This is a genomic window from Neorhizobium sp. 2083 (genome assembly GCF_031455615.1).
Classification (GTDB): Bacteria; Pseudomonadota; Alphaproteobacteria; order Rhizobiales; family Rhizobiaceae; genus Neorhizobium.
Genome location: NZ_JAVDTC010000004.1, coordinates 178,632 through 203,092, shown reverse-complemented (window position 1 = coordinate 203,092; position 24,461 = coordinate 178,632). Strand labels below are relative to the sequence as shown.

General features: G+C 62.6%; 19 protein-coding genes. 7 read left to right on the top strand and 12 right to left on the bottom strand.

Going from position 1 to position 24,461, the window contains the following annotated elements:
* The first annotated feature begins 122 nt into the window (after positions 1-122).
* Positions 123-3,206, top strand: a complete 3,084-nt coding sequence (gene mdlC / locus J2X76_RS17110; RefSeq protein ID WP_310218368.1) for a benzoylformate decarboxylase — start codon at positions 123-125, stop codon at positions 3,204-3,206.
* 231 nt (positions 3,207-3,437) lie between these two features.
* Here mdlC and J2X76_RS17105 read toward each other — a convergent pair whose 3' ends face one another.
* The 5 genes from J2X76_RS17105 to J2X76_RS17085 all read right to left on the bottom strand — a co-directional run bounded on the left by J2X76_RS17105 (position 3,438) and on the right by J2X76_RS17085 (position 7,096).
* Positions 3,438-3,908, bottom strand: coding sequence for a DUF3237 domain-containing protein (locus J2X76_RS17105; protein WP_310218365.1), 471 nt, complete (start codon positions 3,906-3,908; stop codon positions 3,438-3,440).
* Between the two features lie 10 nt (positions 3,909-3,918).
* Positions 3,919-5,214, bottom strand: coding sequence for a TRAP transporter large permease (locus J2X76_RS17100; protein WP_113127126.1), 1,296 nt, complete (start codon positions 5,212-5,214; stop codon positions 3,919-3,921).
* On the bottom strand, positions 5,211-5,711 hold the full coding sequence (locus tag J2X76_RS17095) for a TRAP transporter small permease (RefSeq protein WP_113127127.1): 501 nt from the start codon (positions 5,709-5,711) through the stop codon (positions 5,211-5,213). The genes J2X76_RS17100 and J2X76_RS17095 overlap by 4 nt, the downstream gene beginning before the upstream one ends.
* Positions 5,712-5,784: 73 nt before the next feature.
* Complete coding sequence (locus tag J2X76_RS17090) at positions 5,785-6,819, bottom strand: TRAP transporter substrate-binding protein (protein ID WP_310218363.1); 1,035 nt, start codon at positions 6,817-6,819, stop codon at positions 5,785-5,787.
* An 85-nt stretch (positions 6,820-6,904) separates the two neighbouring features.
* Positions 6,905-7,096, bottom strand: a complete 192-nt coding sequence (locus J2X76_RS17085; RefSeq protein WP_310218361.1) for a hypothetical protein — start codon at positions 7,094-7,096, stop codon at positions 6,905-6,907.
* A 450-nt stretch (positions 7,097-7,546) separates the two neighbouring features.
* On the opposite strand from J2X76_RS17085, the gene J2X76_RS17080 reads away from it, so the two are divergent.
* Positions 7,547-8,947 (top strand): FAD-linked oxidase C-terminal domain-containing protein, encoded by a 1,401-nt coding sequence (locus tag J2X76_RS17080; RefSeq protein ID WP_310218359.1) that lies wholly within the window; start codon positions 7,547-7,549, stop codon positions 8,945-8,947.
* Between the two features lie 878 nt (positions 8,948-9,825).
* On the opposite strand, the gene J2X76_RS17075 is transcribed toward J2X76_RS17080, so the two are convergent.
* From J2X76_RS17075 to J2X76_RS17055, 5 genes are all read right to left on the bottom strand, one after another.
* Positions 9,826-11,232, bottom strand: coding sequence for an aminomethyl transferase family protein (locus J2X76_RS17075; protein WP_310218356.1), 1,407 nt, complete (start codon positions 11,230-11,232; stop codon positions 9,826-9,828).
* 417 nt (positions 11,233-11,649) lie between these two features.
* Complete coding sequence (locus tag J2X76_RS17070) at positions 11,650-12,465, bottom strand: GntR family transcriptional regulator (RefSeq protein WP_310218354.1); 816 nt, start codon at positions 12,463-12,465, stop codon at positions 11,650-11,652.
* 159 nt (positions 12,466-12,624) lie between these two features.
* Positions 12,625-13,719, bottom strand: coding sequence for an ABC transporter ATP-binding protein (locus tag J2X76_RS17065; RefSeq protein ID WP_310218350.1), 1,095 nt, complete (start codon positions 13,717-13,719; stop codon positions 12,625-12,627).
* 92 nt (positions 13,720-13,811) lie between these two features.
* Positions 13,812-15,578, bottom strand: coding sequence for an iron ABC transporter permease (locus J2X76_RS17060; protein ID WP_310218347.1), 1,767 nt, complete (start codon positions 15,576-15,578; stop codon positions 13,812-13,814).
* A 76-nt stretch (positions 15,579-15,654) separates the two neighbouring features.
* Positions 15,655-16,716 (bottom strand): extracellular solute-binding protein, encoded by a 1,062-nt coding sequence (locus J2X76_RS17055; RefSeq protein WP_310218344.1) that lies wholly within the window; start codon positions 16,714-16,716, stop codon positions 15,655-15,657.
* 548 nt (positions 16,717-17,264) lie between these two features.
* Here J2X76_RS17055 and J2X76_RS17050 point away from each other — a divergent pair.
* From J2X76_RS17050 to J2X76_RS17035, 4 genes are all read left to right on the top strand, one after another.
* Positions 17,265-18,170 carry a LysR family transcriptional regulator gene (locus J2X76_RS17050; protein ID WP_113127136.1) on the top strand — a complete coding sequence of 302 codons (906 nt, stop codon included), beginning with the start codon at positions 17,265-17,267 and terminating at the stop codon, positions 18,168-18,170.
* A 240-nt stretch (positions 18,171-18,410) separates the two neighbouring features.
* A complete protein-coding gene (locus J2X76_RS17045) occupies positions 18,411-19,508 on the top strand; it encodes an amidohydrolase family protein (protein WP_113284711.1) in 1,098 nt (365 codons plus the stop codon).
* Positions 19,509-19,511: 3 nt separating this feature from the next.
* Positions 19,512-20,627 (top strand): amidohydrolase family protein, encoded by a 1,116-nt coding sequence (locus J2X76_RS17040; protein ID WP_310218341.1) that lies wholly within the window; start codon positions 19,512-19,514, stop codon positions 20,625-20,627.
* 62 nt (positions 20,628-20,689) lie between these two features.
* Positions 20,690-21,103 carry a Rieske (2Fe-2S) protein gene (locus tag J2X76_RS17035; RefSeq protein ID WP_113127139.1) on the top strand — a complete coding sequence of 138 codons (414 nt, stop codon included), beginning with the start codon at positions 20,690-20,692 and terminating at the stop codon, positions 21,101-21,103.
* A gap of 89 nt (positions 21,104-21,192) precedes the next feature.
* On the opposite strand, the gene J2X76_RS17030 is transcribed toward J2X76_RS17035, so the two are convergent.
* Complete coding sequence (locus J2X76_RS17030) at positions 21,193-22,371, bottom strand: acetyl-CoA C-acyltransferase (protein WP_310218339.1); 1,179 nt, start codon at positions 22,369-22,371, stop codon at positions 21,193-21,195.
* A gap of 8 nt (positions 22,372-22,379) precedes the next feature.
* A complete protein-coding gene (gene fabF, locus J2X76_RS17025) occupies positions 22,380-23,684 on the bottom strand; it encodes a beta-ketoacyl-ACP synthase II (RefSeq protein WP_310218337.1) in 1,305 nt (434 codons plus the stop codon).
* Between the two features lie 92 nt (positions 23,685-23,776).
* On the opposite strand from fabF, the gene J2X76_RS17020 reads away from it, so the two are divergent.
* Positions 23,777-24,349 (top strand): TetR/AcrR family transcriptional regulator, encoded by a 573-nt coding sequence (locus J2X76_RS17020; protein WP_310218335.1) that lies wholly within the window; start codon positions 23,777-23,779, stop codon positions 24,347-24,349.
* Positions 24,350-24,461 lie beyond the last annotated feature (112 nt).

Below are 24,461 nucleotides of genomic sequence, written 5' to 3'. Positions count from 1 at the left end.
CTCTGTGTAATGGATTGTTGGAAATTCTTCAATTCCAAGACAGGGCGCTATCTGCAACACTCGCCGCGCTGGGAGAAGCGCTCAGGGTGCGAACCCTGCCGGCCGGGAGGAGGCCTGAAGTCATGAACAAGATGTCGCTGGATTTCCTGTCCGGCAGCACGAAGCTGCGTGGACAGACGGTAAGCGAGGCGGTTTTCGACTTTCTGAGACAGAAGGGCATCGACCGCATCTTCGGCAATCCCGGCTCGACCGAACTGCCGATGTTCGTCAACGTGCCGGAAGACTTTTCCTATGTGCTCGGCCTGCAGGAATCGATCGTCGTCGCCATGGCCGACGCCTATGCGCAGGCAAGCCGCAGGCCAGCCTTCGTCAACCTGCATTCGGCGGCCGGCCTCGGGCACGCGCTCGGCAATATCTACACTGCCTATCGCAATCGGGCGCCTCTGATCATCACCACCGGCCAGCAGAGCCGCGAGCTCCTGCCGCATGATCCCTTCCTGTTCGCCGAGAGCCCGACCGACTTTCCGAAACCCTATGTGAAATGGGCCTGCGAACCCGCCCGCGCCGAGGACGTGCCGGCCGCGATCGCCCGCGCCTATCACATGGCGATGCAGGCGCCGCGCGGCCCGGTCATGGTCTCGGTTCCGCTCGGCGACTGGCAGGCCGAAGCCGCTCCGATCGCCGTCCGCGACGTGGAAACGGTGATCAGCGGACCGGCCTCGGCGATCGACGATCTCGCCCGCCGGCTGAACGAGGCCCGCGAGCCTGTGCTGGTCGTCGGACCGGGCGTCGATCTCGACGACGCCTGGGATGCGACGGTGCGGCTGGCGGAAATCCTGCAGGCCAAGGTCTGGGTGAGCCCGCTCTCGTCCCGCTGCAGCTTCCCGGAACGCCATCCTTTGTTTGCCGGCTTCCTGCCGGCCTTCCAGCCGAAGCTTTCGAACTGCCTGCACGGTTCCGATTTCGTGCTGGTACTCGGCGCGCCGGCCTTCACCTATCATTTCGCCGGCTCCGGCCCGGATATCCCCGCGGGCGCCGAACTCTTCCTGATCACCGACGATCCGGCCCAGGCGGCGAGCGCCATCGTCGGCAACGCCATGGTCTCGAACCTGCGCGCCGCGACCGAAAGCCTCGTCTATCGCCTCCGCTGCCGCTCGCCGCGCGCCGGCGGTCCGGCCCGCACCATTCCGCGCCTGAAGCAGCCGAAGGGCATCACCCAGGAATTCTTCTACCAGACGCTTTCGGACGTCCGTTCGCCCGACAGCATCGTCTTCGAGGAAGCGCCGGGCGGCCGCGACGCGCTGCACGATTTCTTCCCGATCGAACGGCCCGGCGGCTTTTTCGCGACCGCCAGCGGCGGCCTGGGCTATGCCCTGCCCGGCTCGGTCGGCGCCGCCTTGACCAGGCCGGAACAGCCGGTCATCGCCGTGATCGGCGACGGGTCGAGCCTCTATTCCATCCAGTCGATCTGGTCCGCGGTTGAATACGATGCCGATCTGATGATCGTTATCCTCAACAACGGCGGCTACAAGGTGTTGAAGGGGATTGCCGAAAGGGCAGGCTCCGGCCGCATCGACGGTGTCGATATCGGCCACATGGATTTCGTAAAAATCGCCGAGGCGCAGGGCTGTAAGGCCGTCCGCTGCGAAAAGGGCGATGAACTATCGTCATGCCTGCGGGACCTTCTCAAGATGAAAGGGCCGCGGCTTTTGGAAATCATTCTATCAGAGGAGGAGACTGAAATGAATGTCGCTGTCAGAAACGAACAGGTTCTGAAAACCCCCGAAAAATTCTTCATCGGCGGTGAATGGGTCGCCCCGCTCGGCACCAACAAGCTCGACGTCATCTCGCCCGTGACCGAAGAAGTGCTGATGAGCTATCCGGAAGCCAGCAACGCCGATATCGACAAGGCCGTGGCGGCGGCCCGCGACGCCTTCGACAACGGCCCGTGGCCGCGCATGACCTTCAAGGAGCGCGCCGGTTACCTGCGCAAGGTCGCAGATCTCCTGACCGCCCGCCTCGACGAGATCGCCAATGCCTGGACCACCCAGGTCGGCGCGCCGATCTTCCTCACCAAGAAGCTGGTCGGCCAGAACCCGGGCCTCTACAACTACTATGCCGGCCTGATCGAGAACGACGATTTCGTCAGCCACCGCAAGCGCGCCGATGGCGGCGAAGTCCGCGTCGTGCGCGAACCGGTCGGCGTCTGCGCGGCGATCACGCCGTGGAATGCGCCGATGGTACTGCTGAACTACAAGGTCTCGGCAGCGCTGGCAGCCGGTTGCACCGTTGTCGCCAAGCCCTCGCCGGAAACCCCGCTCGATGCCTACCTGCTCGCCGAATGCATCGAGCAGGCCGGCATTCCGAAGGGCGTCTTCAACCTCGTGCCGGCCGGCCGCGAAGGAGGTGATTACCTCGTCCGCCACAAGGGCATCGACAAGGTGTCGTTCACCGGCTCGACCATTGCCGGCAAGGCGATCTCCGCCGCCTGCTCCGAACGCCTGACCCGCGTCAGCCTCGAACTCGGCGGCAAGTCCGCGGCCGTGCTTCTGGACGACGCCGATTTCACCAAGGCCCTGCCGGCCCTGATGGTCTATTCCATGCCGATCACCGGCCAGGTCTGCTTCTCGCTCACCCGCATCCTGGTGCCGGAATCCCGCAAACAGGAATTTATCGACCTCTATGTCGGAGCGGTGAAGAACATCAAGGTGGGCGATCCGGCTGACCCGACCACCCAGATGGGTCCGCTCACCATGGCGCGCCAGCTTTCCCGCGTCGAAGGTTATATCGCCGCCGGCCGCGAAGGCGGTGCGACGGTCGCCTGCGGCGGCGGACGCCCGAAGGGCCTCGACCGCGGTTACTTCATCGAACCGACCGTCTTCACCGACGTGACCATGGACATGAAGATCGCCCAGGAGGAAATCTTCGGCCCGGTCGTGTCGATCATCACCTACAAGGATGAGGACGAAGCGGCAAAGATCGCCAACGACACGACGTACGGCCTCTCCGGCGCGGTCTTCACGTCGCAACCGGAACGCGGTTACGCCTTTGCCCGCCGCATGCGCACCGGCAGCGTCACGGTCAACGGCATGATCGTCGACATCCACCATCCGTTCGGCGGCTTCAAACAGTCCGGCGTCGGCCGCGAAGGCGGTCCGGAAGGGCTCGAAAACTATTTCGAGGTCAAGACCATCCACATGGCCTGAGGCCAACCGGGTTTCATCGAGAACAAAAAAGGCCGCCGGGTTCATGATCCGGCGGCCTTTCAATTTGATGTCAGGACTGGCTCCCCCACTCGTCGTCATCCTCGGGCTCGACCCGAGGATCCACGCCCCTGGCACTGCGGATGCTGGATCCTCGGGTCGAGCCCGAGGATGACGGCAAGGTGGCTTACCTTCTGATCTCTCAGAAGGTCCAGAGCCGACCTAGCCGGCGGATCAAAGCACTTCGAAGACGCCAATCCTGACCGCACTGGCCAGACGCTCGCCGGTGCCGATGAACATCGTATGGTTCAGCCAGGAGTAACGCGGATCGCCGGTCTGCAGGCGGGGGCTGGTTCGCATGTAATAGAGCGCCGGATCGACCGTCTCGCCGGCTGCGAGCTTTGCCAGCACGTCAACCGGTCCATGGCGAAAACCGAAATTGCGGATGTCGATCATCGCCCCGTCATGGGTTTCGATCACGTAGCGCGTATCGAGCTCCGCATACCCGGCGTCATAGACGCTCTGCCAATCCGCGCCGAGATTGAGGACGCGGCCGGAAAGCCGCTCGCCCTCCACCACGCCGCCGATGATCGGGATGATCCGCCAGCGGCCGCCCGGGCCGCCTCCCTTTTCGATCGGCGTGCCGAGCTCGGCGCGGATTTCGCAAAGCTGCCTCAGGGCCGGGGCTGGTATCGGAGCCTGCATTTCCACTCTCCTATCGCATCGTCGTCGGCAGCCACAGCGCGATCGCCGGGAACAGGACGAGCAGGATGAGGCGGATGATGTCGGTCAGGATGAACGGCATCACGCCGCCATAGATCGTCGTTATCTTCACGTCCTTGGCGATCGAGTTGATGACGAAGACGTTGATGCCGACCGGTGGGGTGATCATCCCAAGCTCGCAGGCAACGACGATGATGACGCCGAACCAGATCGGATCGAAACCGAGATGGGTGATGACCGGAAACACGATCGGCACGAGAAGGATGATCATCGCCATCTCGTCCATCAGTGCGCCGGCGATGAAGAAGATCACCAGGATCAGCGTCAGCGTGCCATAGGGGCCAAGATCCATGCCGACCAGGAAGGCCGTCAGCTTCTGCGGCGACTGGGTGATCGCCAGGAAATAACCGAACAGGATGGCGCCGATCAGCACGCTGAACAGCGACACCGAGGTGCGCAGCGACTCCACGAGGCTCTGCATGATCAGCTTGAAGTTCAGCCGGCCGCGCAGGATGCCGATGATCATCGTCAGCGTCGCTCCGACGGCGGCTGCTTCCGTCGCCGTCGCAATGCCGAGATAGATGACGCCGATGACGGCCAGGAAAAGAACCAGCACGGCCCAGACATCGCGAAGCGAGGCGAACGCCTCCCTCAGATCGAACTTGCGACCCGGCGGCAGGCGCTTGCCATGCGCGATCAGCACGGTCGCCATGTACATGAGCGTCGCCAGAATGCCAGGAACGACGCCTGCCATCAGCAGCTGGCCGACATCCGTTTCGGTCAGGAACGCATAGACGACCATCATCACCGAGGGCGGGATGAGGATGCCGAGCGTGCCGCCGGCCGCGATCACGCCGGTGGAAGTCGCGTCCGCATATCCGGCCTTGCGCATTTCCGGCAGCGCCACGCGGGTCATGGTGGCGGCGGTGGCGATCGAACTGCCGCAGATCGCCGCAAACCCGGCGCAGGCGGCGATCGTCGACAGCGCCAGCCCGCCCCGGAACTGCCCGAGCCAGGCGTTCCCCGTCCTGAACAGTTCCCGCGACATGCCGGAATTGGTGGCGAACACGCCCATCAGGATGAAGAACGGCACCAGCGTCAGGTTGAAATCGGTGATCACCCGGATCGGCGAGGTGGTCAAAAGGTTGAGCGCCGGCGAGATGCCGCGCATGGCGGCAAACCCGAAAATGCCGACAAGGCCCATCGAGACGCCGAGCGGCACGCGCAGGCCCATCAGCACGAACATGGCGGCGAAGCCGCCGATGGCAACGAGATCCGCGGTGTTCATACGCCATGGCCCTCGAGCGGATTGGTCTCCTCGGCCTTGCGCCGCAGGAAGGGAACCATCGCCGTGGTGACGACGGCCGACGCGCAGCCAAGCCAGATCAGGCCGATCAGCGGCCAGACCGGAATGCGCAGGTCGAATGTGGATTCATTGCTGTTGTAGGCGCTCGTCAGGCGGAAGAACATCATGTAGGCGAGCAGCACGGTGAAGGCGAGCAGCGTGCTCCAGGCGATGAAATCGAGAACCCGGCGCCCCCTCGGCCCCAGCGGTTCGTAAAGCAGATCGACCGCGATATGGCCGCCGCGATAACCGATCGAGGCGAAACCCCACATCATGCAGGCGCCGATCAGGTAACGGGACAGGTCGAAACTGTCCGGGATCGCCCAGGAAAAGATGTAGCGGCCGATGGTGGAGACGACGATCAGGATCGTGCACAGCCCCAGCAGGAGGCCGGCGATCATATCGACTGCCTCGGTGAAGCGTTCGAGATATCGGTTCATGTCTGAGCTCGAAATACGGATGACGGGAAGGGCGGACGCCGAAACGCCCGCCCGGTTCGATCCCTGAAAACCTTCACTTCAGATCGGCATTGTATTTCTTCAGCGTCTCGCCGAGATTTGCCCACGCAGCCTTTGCGTCGATGCCGGCCTTGGTGGCGGCCGCTTCCCATTCGCCCTGCAGCGAGCCGGTCGCCTTCTTCCAGAGCCCGACTTCATCAGGCGTCGGCTTGTACATGGTGTGGCCGCCGGCATCGATCATCTTCTGACGGCCGGCCGCTTCCGCATCCGCCCATTTGGAGGCCATCTTCTCCGCCCATTGGGGCGTGCAGTGGTCGTTGATCACCTTGCGGTCGGCGGGCGACAGGCCGTCGATCTTGGCCTTGTTCATCACGAAGGCGAAGGTCGTGACGTAGAACGGCAGGTCGAGGTGATGTTTGGTGACGTCCTGCAGGCCGAACGTGTAGATCGAGTTCCACGGAGACGCCGTCATGTCGGCGGCACCCTTGGAGATCAGCTCGCGCATGTCGCCGGCCGGCACCTGAACGGAGGCCGCCCCCAGCGAATTGACCAGCCGCGCCATGGTGGCATGCGCCGGGCGGATGTTCTTGCCCTTGAGATCGGCCGGAACCTGGATCGGTCCCTTGGTGCCGTGCAGCGTGCCCGGATCATGGACGATCGCCATGCAGAACTGCACGTCCTTCATCTCCTTGGCGGCATATTGCATATACCACTCGTCGAGCGCCCGTGATCCGCCCTTGGCGTTCGAGATCAGGAACGGGATTTCGCCCGCCGCGATGATCGGGAACCGGCCCGGCTGATAACCCGGATTGATGAAGCCGATATCGACGATGCCGTCGCGCGCCATGTCGTAATGGTCGGGCGCGGCGCCGAGCTGCGAGGCGGGATAGATGGTGATCTTGATGCGTCCGCCGGATGCGTCGCTGATCGATTTCGCCCAGATCTCCATGCCGCCCGGCTGCAGCGCATGGGTGGCGGGCACCCAGTGCGACAATGTCAGTTCGACGTCGGCGGCCCGTGCGGTCGTGGTCGGCGCGGCCGCGGCCAGCGCCGCGAGGCAGGCCGAAGCAAGCAATGCCTTCAGTTTCATGTGTTCTCCTCCCGTTGAGATCAGAGGCCGGCGAGGCTCCCTCCCCGTTCCGGCCGGTGAATATCCCGCCGATCAGACCGCAGACTCACGTCCAGGGCAGATCGGCAAGGCCGTTGGAAATTCCTCGAAGGGACGCAATTGCCGGACGCAGAAAACCAGCCGGCGCGCGATGCATCGAAGGCACTGCCGCGATGGCGTCGCGCGCCATCTCCGCAGCCGAAACCGAACCCGCCACGTCCATAGCAGCCGCAACTGCCATGGACAGCTTTGTATACATCGATTTCCTCCCACGCCCGGTCTCCCAAGGTGACGCCTTCCTCCTGGCATCGCCTATCCGAGCAGGTGAATTTCAACACATCCGGCTTGAAACAACAAGCTGCCATTTCGTTTGGGATCCAAAAAATCAGGTGGCCTGAGATTTTTCCGATAGGCTCTTCACCCGGCGCCCAAACTGTCTAGAATGTTCGGGCGCGCTTCTTCATGCATACATGGGAGACGGAATGCGACAGGAGAGCAGGGTTGGGAGGCCCCGGTCGGCAGGAGGCCATGTTCGCTCGCAACCAGCCACCCGCCGATCGGTTGGGATACCGTATCGGCGTCAGACACCGTTGCGTGGAACCGCCGGAACAGGCGGAAATTTTCGGCCCGGTTGCCTCGACCGGCAACCGGAATCGAGCCTCGGGCATGACTATTCAATTCATCATCGCGGTATCAGGGAGGAAAACACATGGATGATTTCGGCACGCCGGTCGAAAGGGTGATCGCGCAACTCAAGGGCCTGCTCGGCGACAGGCTGGTGACGTCAGCCGCCGTCCGCGAACATCACAGCCACGATACCTCGCGGCTTGCCCCTCACCTGCCGGATGCCGTGGTATTTCCGCGCGACGAGGCGGACGTCCAGGCGATCGTTTCGGCCTGCGCGACGCATGGCGTCCCCGTCATACCCTTCGGCGCGGGGTCGTCGATGGAAGGCCACACGATCCCGATCCGCGGCGGCATTTCTCTGGATACCCGCGAAATGAACAGGATCGTCGAGATCCGCCCGGAGGACCTCCTGGCCGTCGTGCAGCCGGGCGTCACCCGCAAACAGCTGAATGTGGAACTGCGCGACACCGGCCTGATGTTCTCGGTCGATCCGGGGGCGGATGCCTCGATCGGCGGCATGGCATCGACGCGCGGCAGCGGCACGACCGCCGTCCGTTACGGCACGATGCGCGAAAACGTGCTGGCTCTCCGCGTGGTGACACCGGACGGCGAGGCCATCCGGACCGGTTCGCGAGCCCGAAAGTCCTCTTCCGGTTACGACCTGACGCATCTGTTCGTCGGTTCCGAAGGCACGCTCGGCGTCATCACCGAACTGACGGTCCGCCTGCATCCCATTCCGGAAGCGGTGTCGGTCGCCTTCTGCCCGTTCCCGACCGTCGCCAATGCCGTGGAGGCGGTCATCGAGGCGGTGCAATACGGCATCCCGGTCGCCCGCGTCGAATTCCTGGACGAGGTGGCGATCGCCGGCGTCAACAGCTATTCGAAGCTCGACATGCCCGTCGCCCCGACGCTGTTCTTCGAGTTTCATGGGACGCAAGCCTGGGTGAAGGAACAGGCCGAGCTTGCCGAAGAGATCACCCGCGGACACAACGCGATCTCGTTCCGCTGGACCGCGGATGCCGACGAGCGCGCCAAACTCTGGCAGGCCCGCCACGATCTTTACTGGGCGACCAAGGCGATCATTCCGGGCTGCGAGCTTTATACCGGCGATATCTGCGTGCCGATCTCGCGGCTTGCCGAAAGCATCGTCGCGGCCCGCGCCGATATCGACGCTTCCTCGCTGAAGGGCCAGATCATCGGCCATGTCGGCGACGGCAATTTCCACACCGCCTACCTGATCGATCCGAACAATCCGGACCACCTGAAGGAAGCCGACGAAATGGCCGACCGGGTCGTCGAACGGGCGCTGAAGGTCGGCGGCACGGCGAGCGGCGAGCATGGCATCGGCATGGCCAAGCTGAAGTTCATGCGTAAGGAGCATGGCAAGGCTGTCGATGTGATGAACCGGATCAAGGCGGCGCTCGATCCGCTCGGCATCATGAACCCGGGGAAGATGGGGGACGATTGGTCAGGCGAAGCCTGACCAATCGATCCGATTGTAGCGATGAACGCCCCGAGCCAAAGCAAAAGGTCCGGTAAAAGCAGCGGGGAGCATCTCGTCCCGCGCCCTGAACTTGGGCGTTGGTGGCCGCTTTGCGCCAATTGCGGACATTGCGGTATCAGGTCAATTCGCTATGCTTCCTCGCAGATTTAATGGAGGAAGAGTCATATCGAAAAGATCGCAATGAGTCATGATTCGGATACCGTCTAGAAATGTACGTATGCAGCGGAAAATATAGAAAGCGTTTATGGCTTCTACTATCTGCGTATTTTTTAGCAACATTGATAAATTTCGGCGTTCTTTCGCTGGAAAATTGGTGCAATTTAGCAGATTCACTTCATTTTCAATATGCATTATTCTTAGTATTTTATGCGCTAGGCTTCGCGTTGAGGTGGGGTTCCTATTCTACTTCGGCCTTGATAAGTGAAGGCCCCACCCCCGTTCTGTATGCATTCAAAACTCTATCATGGCTGCTTTCGCTCGCCGCACTTTCCTCCGTCTTACACATTCGGCAAGAGCCTACGTCTGCAGGCAGCTACACGCTATTCCAATACGCCCTACTATACCTCATCATTCTGATATTGTTCCAAGACATTCGATATATAATCAGGTATCGCAAAACGAGGTCGTGACGGAACGGATGCGCCCGCACCATATTTCTGTTGGAGTATCGGTCATCTCCCGAGTGAACCTTTACCTCTCTTAGAGCCACTGAAGGGGTCCGTCCTGAACGGGCCTCACGACCGCTTCTGGGCCGAAAGCGGACCATCACCCCAAGCCCAGCCGCCAACGTTCAAACAAAAAACGGCGCCCTCTCGGACGCCGCTTTTGTCTTCAGCCTGGGAGGCAATGCGAGACGATCAGGCCTTCTTGGTGCGCCAGCTTTCGGCGTAGTTTTCACGAGCTTCGGCGGCATAGGGCGTAGCCGAGACGCGGACGCGGATTTCGGCCTGTTTGTGGCCCTTTTCGACCGAGGTTTTGGACGTGCCGCCGTTCGGCTCGCCCCAGATCAGCGTCAGGACGTCGCCTTCCTGGACGTCGGCATCGACGATGCCGAGCGACAGCATGCAGCGTTCGTTGTAGCTGTAGCCGTTGAACATCGACATGCCGACGACCTTGTCGCCATGCATGATCCTGTCGGCGCTGGACGAGGCATAGTTCGGCTGCGGCAGGTCGATCCACTTGTAGGCCTGCTCACCGGGAACGAAGTTGGAGGCGATGACCTTCATCACGTCTTCCGCGTTCCACTCGAAGGTGACCTTCTTGCGCTGCGGCTTGTCCTTCATGGCCTCAAGAGCAGCACGGCCGACGAAATCGTGGTCGAACTTCACGTAAATGCCGTAACCGAGCTCGTACGGGTTGACGTAATAGTCCTCGATATTGTCGGAGACGAGGCTGCCGCCGATCGAGCCGGTCGCCTCATAGCTGTCTTCCGTCAGCCAGTCGCGATAGCCCTGCAGTTCGGCGCCGGTATAGATGCCCGGCAGCGGCGACGGGATCCAGCCGGATTCCAGCGTGTTGGTCGAATAGGCGCGCGCACCGACGAGGTAGAGATCGACGCCGGCATCCTTGGCGGCCTTGACGATGATCTCGCGGACCTCGTCCTTCTCGGCATAGGGACCCCATACTTCGAGACCGGGAGCGCCGGCCATGCCATGACGCAGGGCCTGGACCTTCTTGGAGCCGATATTGATCCAGTCGACATGGAAGAACTTGATGTCCTGGATCGGACCGCCGTTCATCTTGTCGAAAATCTTGTTGGCGTCCGGCCCCTGGATCTGGAAGCGATAGTGAACGCGGTTGACTTCCTTGCCGTCCGGGCGAGAAGGCGAACGCGGGTCGTGGGTGAGCTTGACGTCGTGCTTGCCGAGCGAGGCGTTATAGCGCAGCCAGTTGGCGGTTGGCGCCCGGCCGACGAGAACGAATTTCTGTTCCGTTTCGCGGAAGATGATCATGTCGCCGATGACGTGGCCGGCCGGCGTGACCGGAACATAGTGTTTGGCGCGGTTGGTGCCGAAATTGGCAAAACTGTTGATCGCCAGGCTTTCGAGGAATTTTGCCGCATCCGGGCCTTCGACGATCAGTTCGTCCATGTGGTGCGACTGGTCGAAGAGGACGGCAGAATGGCGCCATGCCATCTGCTCGGTGCGCCAGTTGGAAAATTCCGGCGCGACGACCGGATAAATATACATGCCGATGCGCGAATTGCGCAGCATCTCGACAGTATTGCCCTTCTCTTTCAGGACTTGGGTGAGATTCTTAGCCATTAACTTAACCTTCCCTCGGGTTCTCTCCTGCATGCCGCCCGCCGGGCAAAACCGGTTCGGGATACGATATGCATCGTCTCAAGATGTCTCATGCAAACGAGGGTCAGCGGTCTCCTCCCGCCATCTCCTCCTAAAAGCCCGGTTCTCGAACCTCGCCTCGACGGCTTGGCGGAAATCGAGGCCTCCTCCCGGTCGAAGCGATTCATAGAGCAATAGGATTTGGGATACAATACCCGATTTTGGCCCAGGGGCGAAAAGCGCTGCGACAACCCATTAGAATTGCGCAGGATCTATAATATATCGGTCAGAATTGATGCAGTGCGGAAAAACCAACCGGATCCGGATTGTCGTTATTCATCGACAAATTGGTGAATTTGGGATCCCAAATGCAAACAGAGTTATCCGGGACGCATCGGCTCAGTCCTCGCTATCGTCCTGCATGAGGCCATTGATATGGCCCGCCGGACTGTCGAGGTCGAAGATGGGCAGGATGCGCGAGCCGTCGATCGCGAAAAGCCCCTTGCTGATGCCGAGGCTGATCTTCACGCCTTCGCCATGCTCGCGGAACAGGCTTTCGGCGCGCGCGCCGTCGCGGGCGATCAGCGCGGAGACCATGTGATGGTGCTGCCAGTGCGCGTAATGCAGATGCTGCGCCCGCTCCTTGCGGGTGATGTTGTCGAAACGGATCGAATCGGGCGCGCCGAAGGGCACCCGATCGAACAGGCTGGTGAGCTGGTGCAGCAGGTTTCCGCCGGCAGCCTCGATGATCAGCGTGTGGAAACGCAGGTTCATCGCCGCGTAACGCTCCTCGTTGACGGGATCGTCGAAACCGCCGTTCTCGAAAATGTCGTCGCCTTCGCGCAGACAGTCCTTGAGCTCGGCGAGCAGCGTCGGCGACGGGCCTTCGCTGGCGATCTTCTTGGCCGCATAGCCTTCGATCATCGACCGCAGCTCGATTGCTTCGATGACGTCGGCCACCTTGTAAGCCCGGACACGATAACCGCGGGCACCGACCCGCTGCAGCACGCCCTCTTCGACGAGCACGGCCAGCGCATGCCGGATCGGCGTGCGCGACACGCCGAGCGCCTCGGCCAGTCCGGATTCGGACAGTTTCTTGCGCGGGTCGATCGTGCCGTTGCTCGCCCAGGTCCTCAGCTTGTCGATCACATGCTGCTGGCGGGTTTCCTGCTTCTCAGGCCCGGCAGTGTTCTGAGTTCGGGTGCCTGTGGTCATGTTTGGGCCTCGCCTGCGCCATATCGACATGCGGATCGCGCCGGACGGGAAACGGCCGGCGGGAACATCGCTTCAATATTGAATATCTGCGACAAAACGCAAGTTTTCCATATCGCCGGCCCGAACCCGAGCCGGATAGGCCCGGGCAGCGGGGAACGCTCAGTTCCGCACGGCCCAGGCGGCCTCCACGGGTGCGGCAACCGTGACCGGGCGGCCGATATCCACATGGGAAAGCGACGAAGCCTCGACATGCAGCGTCTGCGCCGGGGTCTTGACCATGATCGAGCGGTGCGAGCCGCGGAAGATCGCCTGCGACACCTCACCCGACCAGGAAAGATCGCCGTTCACCTCGCCCGCATTGCGGACATGCAGGTTTTCCGGCCGAACCATGACGGTGACATCGGCGCCCTTCGGCATTTCGGTCGCCGCATGACAGTCGCCGGACCAGCCCTGGCCTTCGACCGAGAGCTTATAATATTGACCGCCATTCGGACGGCAGTCTTTCACCGTCGCGTTCAGGAGGTTGGGCGTTCCGAAAAAGGCGGCGACCTGGCGGTTTTCCGGCCGGCGGTAGATCTCTTCCGGCGCGCCGACCTGCAGGATCCTGCCGCCATGCATGACCACGACCCGGTCGGACAGCGCCATCGCCTCCGCCTGGTCGTGGGTGACGTAGAGCGCGGTGATCTTCAGCCGCTGCTGCAGCGCACGAAAATCGTCGCCCATCTGGGTGCGCAGCCGGGCGTCAAGGTTGGAAAGCGGTTCGTCGAGCAAGAGCACTTCCGGCTCGAACACCAGCGCCCGGGCGATCGCGACGCGCTGCTGCTGGCCGCCGGAAAGCGCCGGCGACGGCCGCTCGGCATATTGCTCCATCTCGACCAGGCGCAGCGCGTTCATGACGCGATCCCGGATTTCCGTGTCGGGACGGCGGCGGATGCGCAACGGATAGGCGACGTTGTCGAACACCGTCATATGCGGCCAGATCGCGTAGGACTGGAAAACCATGCCGAGACGGCGGCGTTCGGACGGCACGAAATAGCCCTTATCCGCATCCGACACGACATTGTCGCCGATCGAGATGCGGCCGCCGGTATTCTTTTCGAGCCCGGCCACCATGCGCAGCGTCGTCGTCTTGCCGCAGCCCGAGGGCCCGAGCAGCGTGACGAATTCGCCGCTCTTGATCTTCAGGTTCACGTTGTCCACGGCGGTCACCGCGCCATACATGCGGCTCACGTTTTCGAGCGTCACCGAAGCCATATTTCTCTTCCTTGTCGAACACGGATTGCAGAAATCCGCTTATTGAAAACATACCGGGTTGTGGACGGCCACGAGCCGCCACGCAGGAGGGCCTAGAGCTTGCTGATCCGCGCCTTGATGAAACTGAGCTGCACCCAGCGGAACACGATGACCAGCAGCATCATCATCAGGCCGATGACGCTGACCTGTTCGGCATTGCCGTTGGCCCAGAGCTTCATCAGCACGACCGCGAGCGTTTCCGAACCGACCGAATAGAGAAGGATCGATGCCGACAGTTCGCGCATGATGCCGAAGAAGGTCAGCACCCAGCCGACGGCAAAGGCCGGCCAGGCAAGCGCCACCATGATCCGCCACATGGTCTGGAACCAGCTTGCGCCGTGAACGCGCGAGCATTCCTCCAGGTCATAGGAAAGCTGGTGATAGGCGCCGGTCATCACCCTGACCGAGACCGGCGTGCCGAGCGCGATATAGGCGAGCAGCAGCGCCCAGACGGTGCCGTAGATCGGGATCGGTCCCGGCAGCATCGCAAACGCCCAGAGGAAACCGACGCCGAGCACCATGCCCGGCATCATCCAGGGTAGCCAGGCCATGCCGTCGATCAGGCTGCGGCCGCGCCAGCGGGTGCGCACCGAGATGTAGGCGACGATCGCGCCGAGCGCCATGGTCGCGGTGGCGCCGAGCAGGCCGAGCATCATCGTATTGCGCACCGCCCGCCAGAATTCGCTGTTGGCGAAGACGGCCCTGTAATGCTCCAGCGTCAGCATGTCATAGGTGTAGAAGCCGAAGAAGCGGAAGAACGAGCCGAGCATCAGCTGCCCGATCGGCAGCACCACCGTGATGAAGAAGAACAACGCGCAAAAGGCGAAGGTGACCCAGCGCCAGGGGCCGAGCTCCATGACGCTCGGGCGAAAACCCTTGCCCGTGACGGTCTGAAAGCTCTTGCCGCGCAGCATCCACCACTGCCAGATGACGAGCAGGAACATCAGCCCCATGATCGCGAAGGAAAGCGAGGTCGCATACTGGTAGTCGGGCGTGGCCCGGTGGTTGATCGACTCGTAAATGTCGGTGGTGATCACCTTGATGCCGGCAGGCAGGCCGAAGAACAGCGCCGACTCGAAAGTCTCGATGCCCTTGATGAAGCTCAGCATGAAGGAACTGGTCAAAACCGGCAGCATCAGCAGCAGCGTGATCTTGCGAAACGTCGTCCAGCGTGAGGCGCCGCACATGCGGCTCGATTCCTCGAGCGACGGGTCCATCGCCCGGAAGGCGTCGACCATGAACAGGAACAGGAACGGGATCGAATACTGGCACATGTGCCAGATGACGCCGCCATAGGAATAGATGTTGACCAGCGGATCGGTCGCCCCGGTCGCCCAGCGCCAGACCATGTTGATGACGCCCACCTGCGGGTTGGCGAGCATGCCCCAGGCCATGGCGGTCAGGATCGGCGGAATGAAGAAGGGCAGCGTGATCAGCACTTCCAGCGCGCCGCGGAAGGGCGTGTCGGTGCGTGCGACGATCCAGGCCAGAAACACCGCGATCGTCAGCGACGGTATGGTTTTCGCAAGCGATATGCCGACCGTGTTGGCCAGAACGATCAGGTTCTGGGTGGTCATGATCGAGCGGTAGCCGTTCAGATTGAACTCGCCGGCCATGCCGGGCGGCGTCGAATGCAGGCTGCCGTAGAGCAGCATGGCAAGCGGATAGATCGTCAGGAAGCCGAGCAGCAGGATCAGCACCAGCATGCCGATCAGACGCCACAGCGAACCGCCGGAAAAGGCGCGCGTGAAGGCATTGCCGCCCAGCGTCGGCGCGGTCTCGGCGATATCGTCCAATGGGCGGTTATGAATGATCGTCATGGAATCCTCACGGTTCCGGGTATGAAAACGGCACCGCCGCCGGCTTGATTATCGGACCGGCGGCGGCCTGGGAGGCTTACTTGAAGATGTCCTTGGACTTGGCCAGCATCTCGTTCTGGCGGGTCGTATCCGTCGTGCCGTAGAGCTTGGCTTCGGAAATCGCCTTGACGTCCGCCGGCAGGCCTTCGGTCATGCCGCCAAGGACGGGGCCGTAGCCGAGACCTGCATAGATCTTCTGCACGACCGGGCCCTGCATGAAGTCGAGATAGAGCTTGGCGGCGTTCGGGTGCGGAGCCTTCTTGAGCATCACGTTGCCGTAGAGAACGTAAGGAACGCCCTCCTCGGGAATGATGAACTTGACCGGCAGTCCCTTCAGATCCGAAAAGTCGGTCATGATGACCGGCATGTAGATCGAATATTCGCCGCGCGCCGTGCGGCGCTGCGATTCGCGCTGGTCGCGGGTGAAAACCAGCTTCTGGCTTGCGACCTTCTTCACATAGTCTTCGCCGATCTTGTCATAGGTCGAGAAGAACCAGAGGTAACCGGCGCCGATCGCGCGCGGATCGTCCGACAGGATCTTGCCCTGCCATTTCGGGTCGGCAATGTCCTTCCAGCTCTTCGGTTCGTCGGCAGGCTTGACGAGGCCGGTATTGATCATGATCCCATAAGGGATGGTCATGACCGAGGCCATCGGCACCTTGAGCTTGAACTTGTCGCCGATCTTCTGGGAATTCGGGGTCACAGGCAGCGGATCGACGGACTTGTCCTCCTTGTCGTAGAGCATGGTCTGCCCTTCGCTGGTGAACATCACGTCGGCGGCGAAGCGGCCGGCGGCCTGCTCGACGCGGACGCGCTCGCGGATCTCCGAGGCGCGCGCTTCAAGCACTTCGACGGAAATTCCGTACTGCTTGGTGAAGGCTTCTGCGATCTGCTTGGTGCTGGGTTGGCCGACGAGCGCGGTATAAAGAACGAGTGAGCCTTCCTTCTTGCCCGCGTCGATCACCTTCTGCCACTCGGCATCCTGCGCGAAGGCAGGCATGCCGGCCGCCGCCGAAATGGCAAGGCTGCCAACAGCCGCCATGAAAAACCGGCGCGACCATGTATGAATGGCCGAAGTCATGGATGTGTTTGTCGTCACGTGTCTCTCCTCCCTGGAACTGACGATCGAGCGTCGCGCCCGGGACTTAGATCCCGGCACTCGACGCTCAAAATTTCTGCGGCCAACGGCCGCGATCTCCTTTTTCACCTCGGGCAGTGCCGTTTCCCGAACGGCCCCGCCATCTTTCCCGCCTGGACCTTCCATCGTCGTGGCGGCCGCAGAAGCTCGTCTGTTCCTGACCGTCCACCGGGCGTTCCAGACGCGATCTGGCGCATCTATCGCATTTGACAAGGTCCCTGATAAACGCCCCGGGATACGGGGCGACTGGACCTTCGGTTCGGGCAGGATTGGCCGCCTCAGCCAACTGCAAACTCCCTTTTCTGAATTCCGATCTGCGCCGGCTCTCCCCGCCGGCCGCAACGATGCCGCCCGGCACCGGAATTCCCTCTTCTGTTAGATTGACCTTTTCCCGAGCAGTGGAAAAGCACCATTTTTTTACATTCACTTTTCTCGAAAATAGAAAGATGAATCGTGTTACCGTTTATTCGGAGGGCCGCCTGGGAGAGCGGCATGGGAGAACTAAGACATTGGATACGCTTATCAATATCCGCACGTTCCTGGCAGTTGCGCGGTCAGGCAGCTTCTCGGCGGCGGGCCGCCATCTCGGCGTCGCGCCGTCCGTCGTGACCAAACGCATCAGCCGTCTGGAAGATCAGATGCGGGTGAAACTCTTCATCCGCTCGACCCGCCAGATCATCCTGACGGAGGTCGGCGAGCGTTATCTGCCGCGCTACCAATCCCTGGTGAAGGAGATCGACGATGCCGTGAGCGGAGCGGCCGCCGTTGCCCAGCGCATCGAGGGACATTTGAGGATCAAGGCGCCGACGACGGTGACGATTGCCTTCCTCGCCCGCATCCTCAGCGACTTCCAGCAGGAGAACCCGAACGTCACGATGGACCTTGCTCTGGTTGACCGTTCCGTCAATCCGGCTGAAGAGGGATATGACATCGCGCTCGGCGCCCTGCCCGCCTCCTATTCCAATGTCATCGACGAGCCGCTCTGTCCCTACCCGCGAAAACTCTGCGCCGCTCCCGGCTATCTCGAAAATCGCGGCCTGCCGAAACATCCGCGTGACCTCGTCAACCACATCTGCCTCACCTTCCATGCGACCGGCTCGACCTGGTCGTTCCTGAGCCCCGGCGGCCCGATCGACGTCGAGGTGCGGTCGGCCTTCAGCGCCAACGATACCCAGATCCTGCACGACCTGGCGCTCAGGGGCCGGGGTGTCGCCATGGTGGCGAGCTACGTGGCGGAAGAATCGATCAGGAGCGGCAAGCTGATTGAGCTGCTGCCGGACTTTCCGGTCGCGGAGCTCTGGCTGAAGGCGCTCATCCCCCAGACCCAGGCACGCAAACCCACCGTGCGCGCCCTGATGGAGTGGCTGCGCATCCATATGCACACGGCCCTGGTGATCGGCAATCGCGCCGCCTGAATGCGCCATCTTTGCCAGAGAGGAAAAGCTGAAAGCCGTTTAGCTTTCTCGATTCGAGAAAGCCGCTACGATGAAAAAGTATATTCTCTTGGCTCCCAGTGCCCCTTACCCTCCCAAATCGAGGAAACGCATCACTGATGCGAGGGCGCCGTCTTTTGAGACGCTGCCCGGGAGTGAGGTTCAGGCCCGCCGCTGATCGACGACGAGCGGCCGGTCAATAAGACGAGGGAGGTTTAAGCGGTGGATACTGCTGTCACCCAGCAGCGCCCTGTGCTTTCGCAACTGGGCGCGATCGATTGTGACGTTCATCCGGATGCACCGGGGCGCGACGATCTCCTGCCCTATTTCGACGACTACTGGCGCGAAATCGTCACCACGCGCGATGTCGACCGCCTGGAGCTCACCAATTTTCCGACCCGCACCAAGCCGTTCTTCCGGGAGGACTGGAAGAAGACGGAGGGCAAGGGCGTCGAAAAGCTGCGGAAAAACCTGCTCGATCCGTTCGGGCTCAAATACGCGATCCTGAACTGCGTGACCGCCGTGCACGCGATCTACGATCCCTATCTCGCGACCGCCGTCTGCCGCGCCACCAACGACTGGCTGAAGGCGGAATGGCTGGACCGGGACCCGCGCCTGCGCGCCTCGCTCGTCCTGCCGATGCAGAACCCGGAAGCCGCCGTCGAGGAGATCGAGCGCTTTGCCGGCGACAAGCGTTTCGTGCAGGTGCTGGCGCTCTGCATGGGCGAGATGCCGCTCGGCCGCCGCATCTACTGGCCGATCTACGAGGCTGCCCAGCGGCACGGTTTTGCGCTCGGCGTCCATGCCGGCAGCGCCTATCGCCACGCGCCGAGCCAGAGCGGATTCCTCTCCTATCTCGCCGAGGACTATGTCCACCAGATCCAGGGTTTTGCGGCCCAGGTCGGTAGTTTCGTCGCCGAAGGCGTGCTCGGCAAATTCCCGGACATGAAGATCGTGCTGATCGAATCCGGGGTCTCTTGGCTGCCCGGCCAGATGTGGCGGATGAGCAAGGACTGGCGCGGCGCCCGCATCGAAATCCCCTGGGTCAAGGAACCGCCATCGGCACTGGTCCGCCGCCAGATCCGCATGACGACGCAGCCCTTCGACGCGCCGCGCGACCCGGCCGAACTGGAACGCATCATCGAACACCTCGATTGCGACGACATGCTGCTGTTCTCGACCGATTATCCGCATGCGCAGTTCGAAGGCGAGGCCGCCATCCCTGCCGGTTTCCCGGAACGCCTGCTCGACCGGCTGGTTCGGGACAATGCGCTCGCCACCTATCCGCGACTGCCCCGCAATTCAGGACTGGAGGACTAAGCCATGAACCAGGCCGTTCTGGAAAAGGACACCACTCTCGAAAAAGAGGGCGAAGCCAGGCTCGGGATCGTCGATTGCGACATCCACCCGGCCTTCGGCTCGCCCACCGAACTTGCGAAATTCCTGCCCCTGCGCTGGCGCGACCACCTGGCCGACTACGGCCAGCGCAGCGCCAATCCGGTCGTCGGCACCCTGCCCTATCCGCGCATGACACCCGGCAACGGCATGCGCCGCGACGCCTGGCCGCCGAATGGCGGGCCGCCGGCCTCCGACCTTGCCTATCTTCAGGAGCAGCTGCTCGACCTGCTCGGCATCGAATACGGCATCCTGCAGCCGCTCGCTGCCGGTTCCTCGACGCTGAACCAGGAACTGGGCGCCGCCATGTGCGCGGCCGTCAACGACTGGCAGCTCGACAAGTGGACAGGTCCTGACCCGCGCCTGAAAGCCTCAATCTGCGTCACCCAGGAAGATGCGACGGCGGCTCTCGCCGAAATCGAGGCGCGCATCGGCGACAGGAGTTTTGCCCAGATCGCCATTCCGCCGCGCACCATCGAACCGGCGGGCCGCCGCCGCTACTGGCCGATCTACGAGGCCGCCGAACATTACGACATGCCGATCGGCATGCATTCGGCCGCCTACGGCCAGCATACGAACAGCGGCGCCGGCTGGCTGAACTTCTATATCGAGGAACACTACGCCTTCTCGCACAGCCTGCAGAGCGTGGTGACCAGCATGGTCTTCGAGGGCGTCTTCGAACGCTTCCCAAAATTGAAACTGGTCGTCGTCGAAGGCGGTTTCGCCTGGGCGGCACCGCTGATGTGGCGGCTCGACAAGCAGTGGGAGCGGATGCGCTCCGAGGTGCCGCATGTGAAGCGGCCGCCGTCCGAATATATCCGCGAAAACGTCTGGTTCACCACCCAGCCGATCGAGGAGCCGGAGAACAACCGCCACCTGCTCGACACGCTGCGCTGGGTCGGCACCGACCGATTGATGTTCTCGACCGACTACCCGCACTGGGATTTCGACGATCCGCGCTATGCCTTCAAGGTGCCGCTGTCACCGACGGAGCGCGCAAGGATCTTTCGCGACAATGCAAAAAGCGTCTACCGTCTGCCCTGAACACGGAGTGCAACGTCAGCTCCTCCGGAAAACGCAGTCAACATCGATGGATTGAACAGAGAATGGCCCGTCATGTCATCGCCAAGGTCGACGAACTCGACATCGGCAAATCCAAGCTGGTGAAGGTCGCAGGCCGCGACATTGCCCTCTTCAACGTCAAGGGCGAGTTCTTCGCCATCGCCAATCGGTGCCCGCACGAAGGTGCCGACCTGTGCCGCGGCCAGGTCGTGGGGCTTGCCGAATCCGACGAGCCCGGCAAGGTTCGAATGACGCGGCACGGGGAACTCATCCGTTGTCCCTGGCACGGCTGGGAATTCGACATCCGCACCGGAAAATCCTGGTGCGACCCGGCGCGCACGAGGGTCAAGAGCTTCGACGTTTCCGTCGCCAAGGGCGGAGCGCTGACGGAAGGCCCCTATCAGGCCGAAACCTTCCCGGTCTCCATCGACGAGGACTATGTCGTCGTCGAGATCTGAAGAACCAAGGCTCTATCCGTAAAGGTCCTCTCTGCCTGGATAGACGAAAAGCGCGGCAATCCCTCTTGCCGCGCTTTTTGCTCGCTTGGTCAGATCATTTCGAGCGCCAGCGCAATGCCCTGACCGCCGCCGATGCAGAGCGTCACGACGCCCCGCTTCAGACCGCCGCGCTGCATCGAATAAAGAAGCCTGGTCGTCAGGATCGCTCCCGTCGCGCCGATCGGATGGCCGTGCGCCACCGCCCCGCCCTCGACATTGGCGATGTCCTCCGGCAGTCCGAGCCCCTTGATGACCGCGAGCGGCACCGCCGCATAGGCCTCGTTGATCTCGATCCGCTCGATATCGCCGACAGTCCAGCCGGCCCGTTCCAGCGCCTGGTTGACGGCCGGGATCGGCCCGAGCGCGAACATGCCGGGTTCGACGGCGGCGACGCCATAGGACACCAGCCTCGCCATCGGCCGCAGGCCCTTGCTTTCCGCAAAAGCCCGGTCGGCGACGATCATTGCCGCGGCACCGCTGTTGAGGCCGGGCGCATTGCCGGCGGTGATCGTGCCGTCGTCGCGGAAGGCCGGCTTCAACTTCGAAAGCGCTTCGACCGTCGTGTCGGGCCTCGGCGTTTCGTCGGCGGCAAAACTCTTGACGCCGCCTTTCACGGGAAGATCGATCCCCACGATCTCGGCGGTGAACCTACCGTCCGCCTGCGCCGCGCTGAACCGCTGCTGAGAGCGCGCCGCCCAGCGGTCCTGATCGGCGCGACTGATCTGCAGTGAGGCGATCATGTCTTCCGTGTGCCAGCCGGAATGCCTGTCCGAGAATGCGTCGTGAAGACCGTCGAGCAGCATGCTGTCGAAAATCTCCGCATGGCCCATGCGATAACCCCAGCGGCCGCCGCTCATCAGGTAGGGTGCGCGGTCCATGTTCTCCATGCCGCCGGCAATCGCGACTTTGGCATGGCCCAGCCAGATATCCTTGGCCGCACTGGCGACCGCCTCGGCACCCGAACCGCAGACGCGGTTGACGGTGACGGCCGGTACCGAGACCGGCAGGCCCCCATGGATCGCCGCCTGCCGCGCCGGGTTCATTTTATTGCCGGCCTGCACGACATTGCCCATGGTGACCGAGGCCACGTCGCCAGCGCTGAGACCGGAGCGCGCGATCGTCTCGCGGATCACCGCGGCACCGAGGTCGACGGCCGCAATGCCGGCGAGCGAACCGTTATATTTGCCGATCGCGGTACGGACCGGCTGGACGATGACAACTTCAGACATGGTAGCTCCTAGTTTGCGTTTTCATCAAAGCGACGCAGAATGACGCTGGCATTCACGCCGCCAAAGCCGAACCCGTTGGACAGCGCGTATTCGACCTGTTGCGCCCGCGCCTGCGGACCGATGAGATCGAGGCCTTCGGCAAGCGGATCCGGATCTTCGAGATTGAGCGTCGGCGGCAATATGCCGTCGCGCAGCGCAAGCGCCGTGATGATCGCTTCCAGACCGCCCGCCGCACCGAGCAGATGCCCGGTTGCCGACTTGGTCGAGGAGATCGCCGGGCCGTTTTCGGTGCCGAAGATCGTCTTGATCGCCGCAAGCTCGCCTGCGTCGCCTACCTGCGTCGATGTGGCATGCGCGTTGAGGTAACCGATCGCCTCCGGTGGAAGACCGGCCATCTGCAGCGCCCTCCGCATGGCTCTCTGGGCTCCCGAACCGTCGGAGGGACCCGCCGTCAAATGGTATGCGTCGGCGCTGGTGCCGTAGCCGACGACTTCGACCAGCGGCGTCGCGCCGCGGGCCAGCGCGTGTTCCAGCGTCTCGATAACGACGATGCCGGCGCCCTCGCCCATGACGAAACCGTCACGCGCGGCGTCGAACGGCCGCGATGCCTTTTCCGGCGTCTCGTTGAACGCGGTGGAAAGGCCGCGGGCCGCCGCGAACCCGCCCAGCGCCACCCGGTTGATGCAGGCCTCGGTGCCGCCGCAGAGCGCCACATCCACCTCGCCGCTCCTGATCATCCGTACGCCGTCGCCGATCGCCTGGACGCTTGCGGCGCAGGCGGTCACCGGCGCGCCGATCGGGCCCTTGAATCCGTAACGGATGGAGACATGGCCGGCCGCAAGGTTGACGAGGAAGGACGGCACGGTAAATGGCGACAGCCGACCGGCGCCGCGGGCATCGACCGTGCGCACCGCCTCGGCGATGGTGTGGAAACCGCCGATGCCGGAGGCGATGATGGTCGCGGTGCGGTCCTGCCTGTCATCCGTATCTGCCACCCAGCCGGACTGTTCCAGCGCTTGCCGCGACGCTTCGAGCGCGAATGCGATGAAGCGGTCCATCTTCCTGCGGTCCTTGTGCGGCACCGCGAGATCCATGTCGAAACCGAACTCGTCCTCGTCAATGCCGGGCACGACGCCGCCGACCTTGGCGTCGATGTCCGGCACCATCTCCTCGGAGAGCCGCCGCAGCCCGGAACGCCCTTCGATCAGGCGGCGCCAGGTGGCTTCGACCCCGCTGGCAAGCGGCGAAACCATGCCCATGCCGGTGATCACTATCCTGTCGCCCACTCTTCCCGCGTTCGATCTTGCCGACATGTTTCACCTCGATTTAAATTTTGATCATCATATATCGCCCTTTTACATGACGATCAAAATATAAGAGTCAAGATGGCTTGAAGGAGAAGATGATGAAGGTGACCCGCCAGGAAGCCGAGGAGAACCGCAGCCGCGTGGTGCTGAGAGCCGGCGAACTGTTCCGCGAATACGGCTTCGATGGCATCGGCATAGCCGACCTGATGAAGGCGGCGGGCCTGACGCATGGCGGATTTTACGGCCAGTTCAGATCCAAGGTCGATCTGGCGGCCGAGGCGTCGCGCCAGGCGCTGGCGCACAACATCGCCCTCTGGCGGGAGACCATGGGCCGTGCCCGCGGCAGGGCCTTGAAGGCGATCACCGGCATGTATCTTTCCCGGCCGAACCTGCTCGTCAGGGCCAAGGGCTGTACCTTCGCCTCGCTCTGCGCCGATGCCTCCCGCCAGGGCGAAGCGGTGCAAACCGTGTTCGCCGAGGGCATCGAAAACCACTTGCAGCTGCTCCAGGAGATCGTCGACGGCAACGGCGACGAGGAACGGCGCCGCAGGTCGATCGTCATCCTCTCGCAGATGGTTGGAGGGCTGACGCTTGCCCGTGCGGTCGGCGATGCGCCGCTGGCGGAAGAGATCCTCGCCGCCCTTCGCGACGAGCTGGAAACCCGCCACTAAGTCGTTATACCGCAATGGAAATACTCCGGCGGTCCCAGCCTGCTCCAAGAATTTGTTCCCGAAAGTGAAACGGCAGGAATTTCCTGCCTGTGCGGCCGACGATTTCGCTGGC